At 72.6% G+C, this 12,158-nt stretch carries 14 protein-coding genes; 13 read left to right on the top strand and 1 reads right to left on the bottom strand.

From position 1 onward, the window contains the following. Positions 1-142: 142 nt before the first annotated feature. Together NGF19_RS02940 and NGF19_RS02935 are read left to right on the top strand one after the other, a co-directional pair. Positions 143-730, top strand: a complete 588-nt coding sequence (locus NGF19_RS02940; protein ID WP_252421927.1) for an ArsR/SmtB family transcription factor — start codon at positions 143-145, stop codon at positions 728-730. 50 nt (positions 731-780) lie between these two features. Then, positions 781-2,043 (top strand): MFS transporter, encoded by a 1,263-nt coding sequence (locus tag NGF19_RS02935; RefSeq protein ID WP_252421926.1) that lies wholly within the window; start codon positions 781-783, stop codon positions 2,041-2,043. A 46-nt stretch (positions 2,044-2,089) separates the two neighbouring features. Here NGF19_RS02935 and NGF19_RS02930 read toward each other — a convergent pair whose 3' ends face one another. After that, the gene (locus tag NGF19_RS02930; protein WP_252421925.1) at positions 2,090-2,725 is read right to left on the bottom strand and encodes a TIGR03085 family metal-binding protein; all 636 of its coding nucleotides are present in this window, start codon (positions 2,723-2,725) and stop codon (positions 2,090-2,092) included. Positions 2,726-2,798: 73 nt separating this feature from the next. Here NGF19_RS02930 and hisI point away from each other — a divergent pair, with 73 nt between their 5' ends. From hisI to lgt, 11 genes are all read left to right on the top strand, one after another. Then, positions 2,799-3,200 carry a phosphoribosyl-AMP cyclohydrolase gene (gene hisI, locus NGF19_RS02925; RefSeq protein ID WP_252421924.1) on the top strand — a complete coding sequence of 134 codons (402 nt, stop codon included), beginning with the start codon at positions 2,799-2,801 and terminating at the stop codon, positions 3,198-3,200. Between the two features lie 11 nt (positions 3,201-3,211). Beyond that, the gene (locus tag NGF19_RS02920) at positions 3,212-4,705 is read left to right on the top strand and encodes an anthranilate synthase component I (protein ID WP_252421922.1); all 1,494 of its coding nucleotides are present in this window, start codon (positions 3,212-3,214) and stop codon (positions 4,703-4,705) included. Between the two features lie 94 nt (positions 4,706-4,799). Next, a complete protein-coding gene (locus tag NGF19_RS02915; protein ID WP_252421921.1) occupies positions 4,800-5,438 on the top strand; it encodes a TIGR02234 family membrane protein in 639 nt (212 codons plus the stop codon). A gap of 129 nt (positions 5,439-5,567) precedes the next feature. Continuing rightward, a complete protein-coding gene (locus NGF19_RS02910) occupies positions 5,568-5,804 on the top strand; it encodes an HGxxPAAW family protein (RefSeq protein WP_252421919.1) in 237 nt (78 codons plus the stop codon). Between the two features lie 104 nt (positions 5,805-5,908). Further along, positions 5,909-6,370, top strand: coding sequence for a DUF2752 domain-containing protein (locus NGF19_RS02905; RefSeq protein WP_252421918.1), 462 nt, complete (start codon positions 5,909-5,911; stop codon positions 6,368-6,370). A 235-nt stretch (positions 6,371-6,605) separates the two neighbouring features. Continuing rightward, on the top strand, positions 6,606-7,415 hold the full coding sequence (trpC, locus tag NGF19_RS02900) for an indole-3-glycerol phosphate synthase TrpC (protein WP_252421917.1): 810 nt from the start codon (positions 6,606-6,608) through the stop codon (positions 7,413-7,415). A gap of 20 nt (positions 7,416-7,435) precedes the next feature. Beyond that, on the top strand, positions 7,436-7,645 hold the full coding sequence (gene trpM / locus NGF19_RS02895; RefSeq protein ID WP_252421916.1) for a tryptophan biosynthesis modulator TrpM: 210 nt from the start codon (positions 7,436-7,438) through the stop codon (positions 7,643-7,645). A gap of 168 nt (positions 7,646-7,813) precedes the next feature. Further along, positions 7,814-9,100 carry a tryptophan synthase subunit beta gene (trpB, locus tag NGF19_RS02890; RefSeq protein ID WP_252421915.1) on the top strand — a complete coding sequence of 429 codons (1,287 nt, stop codon included), beginning with the start codon at positions 7,814-7,816 and terminating at the stop codon, positions 9,098-9,100. Beyond that, positions 9,097-9,927 carry a tryptophan synthase subunit alpha gene (trpA, locus tag NGF19_RS02885; RefSeq protein WP_252421914.1) on the top strand — a complete coding sequence of 277 codons (831 nt, stop codon included), beginning with the start codon at positions 9,097-9,099 and terminating at the stop codon, positions 9,925-9,927. Before trpB ends, trpA begins: the two co-directional genes overlap by 4 nt. 125 nt (positions 9,928-10,052) lie before the next feature. Next, positions 10,053-10,823: a DsbA family protein gene (locus NGF19_RS02880; protein WP_252421913.1), complete on the top strand. Its 771-nt coding sequence runs from the start codon at positions 10,053-10,055 to the stop codon at positions 10,821-10,823. Positions 10,824-10,937: 114 nt separating this feature from the next. Next, entirely contained in the window at positions 10,938-11,999 is a 1,062-nt protein-coding gene (gene lgt, locus NGF19_RS02875) for a prolipoprotein diacylglyceryl transferase (RefSeq protein WP_252421912.1), read from the top strand. Positions 12,000-12,158: the final 159 nt, after the last annotated feature.

Genomic DNA, 12,158 nt, shown 5'->3' with positions numbered 1-12,158 from the left:
ACTCCGTTCGACCTGAGCCCCGGTCGCCCCTGGTGGGGGACCGGGGCTCTGTCGTGCGTGCGGGCGGATTCTCGGCAGACACGAAAGGGAAGTTGCGCAAACTCCATTGCGCAACTTCCCTTTCGTATCTAGGGTCGTGGGCATGGCAAGCAAGGAGAAACGCCGGATCGCCGATGTGGGCACGCTCAAGGCGCTGGCCCATCCCCTCCGTATGAACCTCTACCGACTGCTGTGCGTGGCCGAGGTGGCGACCGCCTCGCAACTCGCCGAGCAGGTGGACGAGGCCGTCTCCCTGGTCAGCTACCACCTGCGCAAGCTCGCCGAGCACGGGCTGATCGAGGAGGCGGAGCCGCAGAGCAGGGACGGCCGGGAGCGCTGGTGGCAGCCCGCCTCGGAAGGGGTGAGCATCCAGGACGAGGACTTCCGGGACGCGCCGGAGATGACGGCGGCACGCCTTGCTGCCACCCGGCTGTTCATCGAGCAGCGCTACGACATGTACCGCGCCTATCTCGACCAACGCGCCGACTGGGGAGTCGAGTGGCACGACGCCGCGTACGACTCCGAGACGCTGCTGCGGCTGACCGCACCAGAACTGGCCGCGCTGAAACGGGAGTTGATGGACCTGCTGATGAGGTACCACGAAGAGAGCCGGGCTCGCGAGGCCGACGGCGACACCGAGGGGCGCGAGAACGTCGCCTTTCACACTTACGGATTCCCGTTCCGCGTCTGACGCCCCGATCCGCGTCCGCCCCCGTTCCGCGCCCGAGAGGACCCGCAGCCATGACCGCCCCCACCCCCGCGACCGGCACCGCATTACTCCCGGACGCCCCCGAGCGCCCCGCGCACCGTGACGGCAACGTCCTGCGCTGGCTCTCCGCCTACACCGCCTCGATGGTCGGCGACAACATCTACTACCTCGCCCTCTCCTGGGCGGCCGTCCGGGCCGGAACGCCCGCCGAGGCCGGCATCGTGACGGCGATCAGCGCCCTGCCCCGGGCCCTGCTGATGCTGGGCGGCGGTGTGGTCGCCGACCGGTTCGGGCCGCGCAAGGTCGTCATCGGCAGCGACGCGGTGCGCTGCGTGGCCGTCCTCGCGGTGGCGGCCCTGCTGTTCCTGACCGGCCCGACTCTGTGGCCGCTGGCCCTGCTGGCGCTGCTCTTCGGCACCGTCGACGCCGTGTTCGTGCCCGCCGTGGGCGCCCTGCCCGCGCGGGTCACGAGCCGGGACCAGCTCACCCGGGTCCAGGGCATGCGAGGCCTCGCCATCCGGTTCGCGAGCGTCGTCGGCGCCCCGCTCGGCGGCCTCGGCGTCGCGCTGGGCGGCGCCGCAGCCGCCTTCGCGATCGCCGGAGCGCTGATCGCCGTGTCGGTGCCGCTGCTGATCTCCCTCCGCCTGCGCGAACTGCCCGCGGACGAGAACCGCTCCCGCGAGAAGACCGCCTGGCGCGACCTCGCGGCGGGCCTGGGCTACATCCGGCACCACCGCGTCCTCGCCCCGCTGATGCTGGCCATCGCCCTCGGCGACCTCGGCTTCGTCGGCCCGCTCAACGTCGGCCTGACCCTGCTGGCCGACGAGCGCGGCTGGGGTGCCTCCGGCATGGGCTGGGTCCTCGCGGGCTTCGGCACCGGGGCGGGCATCGCCTCCCTGCTGCTCGCCGTGCGCGGCCGGATGCCGCACGCGGGACGGCTGATGGCGCCCACGATCCTCACGGGCTCCGTCGCGATCGGCGCCCTCGCCTACGCCCCGGGAGTCGCCACGGCCGTCGCGCTGGCCCTGGCCGTCGGCCTCCTCGTCGGCCTGAGCGGCGCCCTGTGCGGAGCCCTGCTCCAGACCCAGACCGACCCCGCCTACCTGGGCCGCGTGACCGCCGTGTCGAGCCTCGTCAGCCTCGGCTTCGCACCGCTCAGCATGCCGCTGTCCGCCGCCGCCATCGGCGCCTGGGGCACCGGCCCGGTGTTCGTCGTCAGCGCGACGGTGTGCGGGCTCGGCGGGGTCGTCGCCCTCGTCTTCCGCGACCTGCGCCGCGCCGAGCTTCCGCGATGAACCACCGCGCCGGACGCACGGCTCCGAGCCCCGGCTCCCCGGTGGCTCAGAGCCCCAGCTCCTTGGTGTCGGAGACCGTCGCGACGGCGTCCTTGTCGCCCTCCAGCTCCACGTCCGCCGCCCGCTGCCGCCCGAACGCGAACATCAGCAGCTCCGAGGGCTCACCGGTCACCGTCACCACCGGAGTGCCCCGATGCGCCACCACCGTCCGGCCGTCCGGGCGGCGCAGCACCAGGCCCGTCGGCGCGCCCCGGCCGGTCAGCCGGGCCATCCGCTCCAGGCGCGCCCACAGCGCGTCCTGGAACACCGGGTCCAGCGGGCGCGGCGTCCAGTCGGGCTGCGCCCGGCGCACGTCCTCGGTGTGGACGTAGAACTCGACGCTGTTCGCCAACTCGTCGATCTGCTTCAGCGCGAACGGCGAGAACCGCGGCGGGCCCGTACGGATGAGCTGGATCAGCTCCTCGTACGGCTTCGCGGCGAACTCGGCCATCACCCGCTCCAGCCGCGCCGCCAGCGGCTTGACGAGGACGCCTCCGGCCGCGTCCGGGCGGCGCTCCCGCACCACCACATGCGCGGCGAGGTCCCGGGTGGTCCAGCCCTCGCACAGGGTGCGGGCGTCCGGCCCGGTGGACTCCAACAGATCGGCGAGCAGAAGCCGTTCACGCTTGGCATGGGTCGACATGCAGTCAGCGTACGACCACACGGAGCGTCCGCCCACCGGACGGCGGCGGGGCGGGCCACCGCGGCGCGGCACAATGGTCCGCATGACCGGCACGCCCCCACCCAGCAGCCTGGCCCCCGAGATCGCGGCACGCCTCAAGCGCAGCCCCGACGGGCTGATCCCCGCGATCGCCCAGCAGTACGACACCGGGGAGGTGCTGATGCTCGGCTGGATGGACGACGAGGCCCTGCATCGCACGCTCACCACCGGCCGCTGCACCTACTGGTCGCGCAGCCGCCAGGAGTACTGGGTCAAGGGCGACACCTCCGGCCACGTCCAGCACGTGAAGTCGGTCGCCCTGGACTGCGACGCCGACACCCTTCTCGTCAAGGTCGACCAGGTCGGCGCCGCCTGCCACACCGGCGACCGCACGTGCTTCGACGCCGACGTGCTGCTCGCTGACACCGCGCCCGCAACGCCCGCCGCGGATCAGTAGGGTCGGCGGCCATGGATCTCGAGACGTTCCGCAAGCTCGCCACCGACCGCCGCGTCATCCCGGTCACGCGCAAGCTCCTCGCCGACGGCGACACCCCGGTCGCGCTCTACCGCAAGCTCGCCGCCGAGCGGCCCGGCACCTTCCTGCTGGAGTCCGCTGAGAACGGGCGTACCTGGTCCCGCTACTCCTTCGTAGGCGTGCGCAGCGCCGCCACCCTCACCGAGAAGGACGGCCGCACCCACTGGCTCGGCGTCCCGCCCGTCGGCGTCCCCGTCGACGGCGACCCCCTGGCCACCCTCCGCGCGACCATCGAGGCCCTGCACACCCCGCACCAGGAGGGCATGCCGCCCTTCACCGGCGGCATGGTCGGCTATCTGGGCTACGACATCGTGCGCCGCCTGGAGAAGATCGGCCCCGGCGAGCGCGACGACCTGCGGCTGCCCGAGCTGACCATGCTCCTCACCAGCGACCTCGCGGTCATGGACCACTGGGAGGGCTCCGTCCTGCTGATCGCCAACGCGATCAACCACAACGACCTCGACACGGGCGTCGACGAGGCCTACGCGGACGCCGTGGCCCGCCTGGACGCGATGGAGGCCGACCTGTCCCGCGCGGTCGCCCAGCCGCCCGCCGTGCTCCCGCCCTCCGCGCTGCCCGAGTACACCGCCCGCTGGGGCGGCCCGGACTACCAGGAGGCCGTCGAGGACATCAAGGAGCGCATCCGCGCGGGCGAGGCCTTCCAGGTCGTCCCCTCGCAGCGCTTCGAAACACCGTGCACGGCGAGCGCGTTGGACGTCTACCGGGTCCTGCGTGCCACCAACCCGTCCCCGTACATGTACCTGTTCCGCTTCCCCTGCGCCGACGGCGACGCCTTCGACGTGGTCGGCTCCAGCCCGGAAGCGCTGGTGAAGGTCGAGGACGGCCGCGCCATGGTCCACCCCATCGCGGGCACCCGGCACCGCGGCGCGACCCCGCAGGAGGACCAGGCCCTCGCCGAGGAACTGCTCGCCGACCCCAAGGAGCGCGCCGAGCACCTCATGCTGGTCGACCTGGGCCGCAACGACCTCGGACGGGTCTGCACCCCCGGCTCCGTCGAGGTGGTCGACTTCATGTCCGTCGAGCGGTACTCGCACGTCATGCACATCGTCTCGACCGTGACCGGCCAGGTCGCCCCGGACCGCACCGCCTTCGACGTCCTCACCTCCTGCTTCCCGGCGGGCACGCTCTCCGGCGCACCCAAGCCGCGCGCGATGCAGATCATCGACGAACTCGAGCCGTCCCGGCGGGGGTTGTACGGCGGCTGCGTCGGCTACCTCGACTTCGCGGGCGACTCCGACACCGCCATCGCCATCCGCACCGCACTGCTGCGCGACGGCATCGCACATGTCCAGGCCGGTGCGGGCGTCGTCGCCGACTCCGACCCGGTCGCCGAGGACACCGAGTGCCGCAACAAGGCGGCGGCGGTGCTGCGCGCGGTGCACACGGCGAACCGGCTGGGCCGCTGACCCGCCGCGGGTCGCCGCGGACGAGTCGTACGTCGCGGATGAGTCGTACGTCGCAGGGGCCCCGGGTGAAGGTTCGCCCGGGGTTCGGGTGATAGTGGAGTACGTGACTGCCGTACCCCACCCCCGACCCGAGGCCGCCGCACCCGCGCGCTCCGGCCGCCGCAGCCTCGCCCTCGCCCTGCTGTGCGGGGCGGCCGGTGCCGCCGTGGCACTGCTGTCCTCCCGGCAGGACTGGGCGGCGGGCACCGTGCCGTTGGCCGGCGGCGACTTCCCGCTCAGCGCCAAGGGCAGCGATGTCACGGGCGTGCCCGCGGCCCTGGCCATAGTGGGCCTCGCCGCGCTCGTCGCCGTCTTCGCCGTCCGCAGAACCGGCCGCCACCTCGTCGCCGGACTCCTCGCGCTCTCCGGCCTCGGCACCATCACCGCCGCGTTCCAGGGCCTCACCGACGACTCGGCACTGGACGAGAAGGCGGCGCGGACGGCCGGTGACACCGCCGCGACCGCCTCCGCGCTCACCCACACCGCCTGGCCGTACGTCGCGGTCCTCGGCGGCGCCCTCATCCTGCTGGCCGGACTGCTCGCCCTGCGCTACGGCCGGCTGTGGCCCACGATGTCCGGCCGCTACGAACGCGACGGCACCCCCCGGCCGCGCCGCCGCGCGGCGCCCGTCGACCCGGACCGCCCCGAGGAGCTGTGGAAGGCGCTGGACCGGGGCGAGGACCCCACCGGCTGACATCCACCGGCTGATCGCCCCGGTCGACGCGCGACGGTGACCCCGCGCTCACCCGCTGCGCGCGGGTACGGGACAATGACGCCGAGCCTTGGACTCACACACGTACAGCCAGCTAACGAGGAGCAAGTCATGGCGGGCACAACCCACCACGGTCACACCCCGGCCGCCTGGACCGGTGTCATCATCGCCTTCATCGGTTTCTGCGCCGCGGGCGCCTTCACCGTGATGGCTCAGCCCGTCGGCTTCTGGGCGAGCGTCGGGGTCACCCTCCTCGGCGGTGTCGTCGGCGGCATCATGCGCCTGATGGGCAAGGGCCAGGAGGACGTCGGCGACCTGATGAAGCGGGCCGCGATCACGGAGCACTGACCCTCCGCACCCCCGCACGCGAGGCGGCCGGGCACGCGAAGCGTCCCGGGCCGCCTCACGCGTACCCGGACCGGGGTGGGCGGGCCGGGGAGCGGGCGGGCAGAATGCGAGGCGTGAACACCGCATCCCGCTGCGTGAGTCCGCCCCCGCCGCACGCCCCGGCCGCCCGCGGCCTGCTGCGGCGCACCGCCCCTCCCGTCGGGGTCCTCGCGGGCGTCCTCGCGGCCTTCGCCTACGTCGGCGCGGTGGACCCCAACCAGCCCGGCCACTACCCGGTCTGCCCGCTGCTGCGCTTCGCCGGGGTGTTCTGCCCCGGCTGCGGCGGACTGCGCAGCGCACACGCGTTCGTCCACGGGGACGTCCTCGCGGCGCTCCAGGACAACGCCCTGGCCGTCGGCGGCTATCTGCTCTTCGCGGTGGTGTGGAGCGTGTGGCTGGTGCGCGCGGTGCGGGGACGGCCGCTGCGGCTCGACCTCGGACCGGTGCACCTGTGGTGCCTGGGCACCCTGCTGGTGGCCTTCACTGTGGTCCGCAACCTGCCCTTCGGCGGGTGGCTGCATCCTTGACCGTCGCCCTTCGGCGGGTGGCTGCATCCTTTGACCGATCCGGGCACCTCCCGGTGGGCCGACCCGTGAACCTCCAGGTAGGAGGGTCGCCGTTCCACCGGATGCGAGGCCCGGGCCATCCTCCGGATACCATCACAGTGACCGCCGGTTCCGTCCGTCCGGACCCGCCCGGCGACCCAGGCTCAGCCCGACTGAGCCGCTGGAATCCTCAACCGTCAGGAAGGGGGCCGCTCGCGTGAGTGTGCTCGACGAGATCATCGACGGAGTCCGTGCCGATCTTGCGGAGCGGCAGGCGCGCGTCAGCCTCGACGAGCTCAAGGAGCGTGCGGCGAAGGCCCCCGCGGCCAGGGACGGCCTCGCCGCCCTGCGCGGGGACGGCGTCAAGGTGATCTGCGAGGTCAAGCGGTCCAGCCCCTCCAAGGGAGCGCTCGCCGCGATCGCGGACCCGGCCGGGCTCGCCGCGGACTACGAGGCGGGCGGCGCGGCCGTCATCTCCGTCCTGACCGAGCAGCGCCGCTTCGGCGGCTCGCTGGCCGACCTGGAGGCCGTCCGGGCCCGGGTCGACATCCCGGTGCTGCGCAAGGACTTCATCGTCACCTCCTACCAGCTCTGGGAGGCGCGGGCCTACGGCGCCGACCTCGCGCTGCTGATCGTCGCCGCCCTGGACCAGCCCGCCCTGGAGTCCCTCATCGAGCGCGCCGAGTCCATCGGGCTCACGCCGCTCGTCGAGGTGCACGACGAGGACGAGGTCGAGCGGGCGGTGGACGCCGGGGCGAAGGTCATCGGGATCAACGCGCGCAACCTCAAGACCCTGGAGGTCGACCGCTCCACGTTCGAGCGGGTCGCCCCCGAGGTCCCCGGGTCGGTCGTCCGGGTCGCCGAGTCCGGCGTCCGCGGACCGCACGACCTGATCGCGTACGCCGAACACGGCGCCGACGCCGTGCTGGTGGGCGAGTCGCTGGTGACCGGACGCGACCCGAAGACGGCGGTCGCCGACCTCGTCGCCGCCGGTGCGCACCCCGCGCTGCGGCACGGCCGGGGCTGACGCCTCACCGGGTGACGTCGATGATGCCTCCGATCACCGTGGCCACCAGGACCTGTCTCCGGACAGGCCCCGGTGACCCGTACGCCCGCCTCGCGCGCGGCTGCCGCCCGCGTGGCTGCCGCGCGCCCGCGCGCCGGGTGCACGGGCGCCGGGTGCGCTACGTCATCGGGGACGAGCCCGGCCAGGTCAACGGGATGCGATGGCGCCGCCCGCGTGCGCGCCTGCGGTGAACCGACCCGAGTGAACCGGACCGGGTGAACTGAGCCGAGCCGGCCGGGACTTCCGGTTGTCGCCGGTTCCTCACCGGTCCGCCGGTTCGCCTCAGGGCCGCGCGTGTACGCATCGACGTCACCCACCGTCCGACCTACCCGGGGCGCACGCCCCTGCGAGGTAACCGCATGCCCAGCGAATTCTTCGTTCCCGACCCGGAGGGCCAGGTGCCCGACGCGGCCGGCTACTTCGGCGCGTTCGGCGGCACGTTCATCCCGGAGGCCCTCGTGGCCGCCGTGGACGAGGTCGCCGCCGAGTACGAGAAGGCGAAGACCGACCCCGAGTTCGCCCGTGAACTCGGCGACCTGCTCGTCCACTACACCGGCCGGCCCAGCGCCCTCACCGAGGTGCCGCGGTTCGCCGAACACGCCGGTGGCGCCCGTGTCTTCCTCAAGCGGGAGGACCTCAACCACACCGGCTCCCACAAGATCAACAACGTGCTCGGCCAGGCGCTGCTCACCCGGCGCATGGGCAAGACCCGCGTCATCGCGGAGACCGGCGCCGGACAGCACGGCGTCGCCACCGCCACCGCCTGCGCCCTGTTCGGTCTCGACTGCACCATCTACATGGGCGAGATCGACACCGAGCGGCAGGCCCTCAACGTCGCGCGGATGCGCATGCTCGGCGCCGAGGTCGTCGCGGTGAAGTCCGGCAGCCGCACGCTGAAGGACGCGATCAACGAGGCGTTCCGCGACTGGGTCGCCAACGTCGACCACACCCACTACCTGTTCGGCACGGTGGCCGGTCCCCACCCCTTCCCGGCCATGGTGCGCGACTTCCACCGGGTGATCGGCGTCGAGGCGCGGCGGCAGATCCTGGAGCGCGCCGGGCGTCTGCCCGACGCCGCCGTCGCCTGTGTGGGCGGCGGCTCCAACGCCATCGGGCTCTTCCACGCCTTCATCCCCGACAGCTCCGTCCGGCTCATCGGCTGCGAGCCCGCGGGCCACGGCATCGAGACCGGCGAGCACGCCGCCACCCTCACCGCCGGTGAGCCCGGCATCCTGCACGGCTCGCGGTCCTACGTCCTCCAGGACGACGAGGGGCAGATCACCGAGCCGTACTCGATCTCGGCGGGCCTGGACTACCCGGGCATCGGCCCCGAGCACGCGTACCTCAAGGACAGCGGTCGCGGCGAGTACCGCGCGGTCACCGACGACGCGGCCATGCAGGCCCTGCGCCTGCTCTCCCGCACCGAGGGCATCATCCCGGCCATCGAGAGCGCCCACGCGCTCGCCGGGGCCCTGGAGGTCGGCAAGGAGCTGGGCAGGGACGGGCTGATCATCGTCAACCTGTCCGGGCGCGGCGACAAGGACATGGACACGGCCGCCCGCTACTTCGGGCTGTACGAGACCGACGCGTCCGTCGCCGCGGACGCCGACAGCGAGACCGCCGAGATCGAGGGGGACGCCCAGTGAGCGCAGAAGTGACCGGCGGACAGGCCCAGTTGCTGGCCGACACGCTCGCCGCCGCGAAGGCGGAGGACCGCGCCGCCCTCATCGCGTACCTCCCGGCCGGGTTCCCGACCGTCGACGGCGGCATCGCCGCGATCAAGGCCGTCTTCGACGGCGGCGCCGACGTCGTGGAGGTGGGCCTGCCGCACAGCGACCCCGTCCTCGACGGCCCCGTCATCCAGACCGCCGACGACATCGCGCTGCGCGGCGGCGTCCGGATCGCCGACGTCCTGCGCACGGTCCGCGAGGCGCACGCGGCGACCGGCAGGCCGGTGCTCGTGATGACGTACTGGAACCCGCTCGACCGCTACGGCGTGGAGCGCTTCACGACCGAGCTGGCGGAGGCGGGCGGCGCGGGCTGCATCCTGCCGGACCTGCCCGTGCAGGAGTCGGCCCTGTGGCGCGAGCACGCCGAGAAGCAGGGGCTCGCGACGGTCTTCGTGGTCGCGCCGAGCAGCAAGGACGAGCGGCTCGCCGAGATCACCGCGGCGGGTTCCGGCTTCGTCTACGCGGCCTCGCTCATGGGCGTCACCGGTACGCGTGAATCGGTCGGTACGCAGGCCCAGGAGCTGGTCCGCCGCACCCGCGCGACCACCGAGCTGCCGGTCTGCGTCGGCCTCGGCGTCTCCAACCCGGCCCAGGCCGCCGAGGTCGCCGGGTTCGCCGACGGCGTGATCGTCGGCTCGGCGTTCGTGAAGCGGATGCTGGACGCGCCGGACGAGCAGACCGGTCTCGAGGCCGTGCGGACCCTGGCGGGCGAGCTGGCCGAGGGCGTCCGCCGCAGGGCCTGACACCCCCGCCCGTCGCCCCGCACCGTCACGGGTGAATCGGGCAACGAAGGACAATTGGCTCACTCGAACGGGTGGACCTGGGGCCGGGGAGGCGCGCAGCGCCTCCCCGGTTCGTTCTGCCGGATGTGAGCGAGAAGAACCGTGAGGGAAAGCGCGCCGCCCGGGACCGGCTGGCGGCGCAGCGCGAGAAGCAGAAGTCCGCGGAGAAGCGTCGGCGCGGGATGATCGTGGGAGCCGCGATCATCTGTGTGCTGGCCCTGGCGACGGTGGGGGGCCTCCTGGCGGCGAACGCCGGCAAGAAGAGCAGCGCCTCGGGCCCCACCATCGGGCCCTCGGGGGCGACGGGCAAGGACGGCCTCGCGATCCCCGTCGGCAAGGAGGCCGCCCGGTCGACCCTCACGGTCTGGGAGGACTTCCGCTGCCCGGCCTGCAAGGTCTTCGAGACGGTCTACCGCCCGACGCTCCGCGAGCTGGTCGACGCGGGCAAGCTGAAGGTCGAGTACCACCTGGTCACGCTCATCGACGGGAACATGGGCGGCAGCGGCTCGCTCCACGCGGCCAACGCGGCGGCGTGCGCGCAGGACGCCGGGAAGTTCAAGGCGTACCACGATGTGCTGTACGACAACCAGCCCAAGGAGACCGAGGACACGTTCGCGGACCACGCGAAGCTGATCGGGCTGGCGGGCAAGGTGGGCGGCCTCGACACGCCGACGTTCCAGAAGTGCGTCAAGGACGGTACGCACAACGGCTGGGTGAAGAAGTCGAACGACGCCTTCGAGAAGGGCCACTTCACGGGGACGCCGACCGTGCTCCTCGGCGACAAGAACATCATCGAGGACCGGACGATGACCCCGGCGAAGCTCAAGCAGTTGGTGGAGGCGGCACACAAGTCCTGAGGACCGCCATGATCAGCGGACCCCCGGTGCCGATGCGCCGGGGGGTCACGTTATGGAGCCGTAGCCGGGATGGTTGCCAAGCCACCTGCCCGGCACGGTAGCGTCGGACCTGCCATGGAACTTGCCTATATCCCCAGCCCGTCGCGCGGAGTGCTGCATCTCGGCCCCGTTCCGCTGCGCGGCTACGCGTTCTGCATCATCATCGGCGTCTTCGTGGCCGTGTGGCTCGGCAACAAGCGCTGGATCGCCCGGGGAGGGCGGGCCGGCACGGTGGCCGACATCGCGGTCTGGGCGGTGCCCTTCGGCCTCGTCGGCGGCCGGCTGTACCACGTGATCACGGACTACGAGCTGTACTTCAGCGAGGGCCGTGACTGGGTGGACGCCTTCAAGGTCTGGCAGGGCGGGCTCGGTATCTGGGGCGCGATCGCGCTCGGTGCGCTCGGCGCGTGGATCGGCTGTCGCCGCCGGGGCATCCCCCTGCCCGCGTACGCCGACGCCCTCGCCCCCGGCATCGTCTTCGCCCAGGCGATCGGCCGCTGGGGCAACTGGTTCAACCAGGAGCTGTACGGGCGGGCGACGGACCTGCCCTGGGCGCTGCACATCACGGCGGCGACGGACGGCCGGGCCCCCGGCTACTACCACCCGACCTTCCTGTACGAGTCGCTGTGGTGCGTCGGCGTCGGATTCCTGGTGATCTGGGCGGACCGCCGCTTCCAGCTCGGCCATGGGCGCGCGTTCGCGCTGTACGTGGCCGGGTACTGCGCGGGCCGCGGCTGGATCGAGTACATGCGGGTCGATGACGCGCATCACATCCTGGGCGTGCGACTGAACGTCTGGACGGCGGCCCTGGTGTTCCTGCTCGCCGCGACCTACCTCGTGGTGTCGGCACGGCTGCGGCCGGGCCGGGAGGCGGTCGTGGAACCGGGCGCGTCCGAGGCGGCGGTCGAGGCAGCGGCCGACTCCAAGGCCGATGCCACGACCGATTCCATGACCGACGCCAAGGCCGACTCCACGGGCGGCCAGGGGCCGAAGGGCGAGAAGCAGGCCGAGAAGGCCCCTGAGGACGCCACCAAGGCCGCGGGGGCTACGGGGGACACCGAAGCCTCCGACGACACCGAGGCCCCTGAGGACACCGAGGCCGCAGCGGACGAGGTCAAGTCGGCGAAGAAGGTCTGAAGCAGGGTTTCGCATACGCCGGGATCGAGGGCATGGCCTTCGATCCCGGCGTACGTGTGTGCGAGCCTGAATGGGCATGCGAAGGTAAAACCGCAGGTTAGCCCAGCCTTTCCTTGCTGGCGGGATCCAGAATTTCGGCGTACTTTCGGCGTAGTCGAA

Source organism: Streptomyces macrolidinus (genome assembly GCF_023887685.1).
Lineage (GTDB): Bacteria > Actinomycetota > Actinomycetes > Streptomycetales > Streptomycetaceae > Streptomyces > Streptomyces macrolidinus.
Note: the sequence above shows the minus strand (reverse complement) of the source record. Positions and strands in the feature narration are given on the sequence as shown.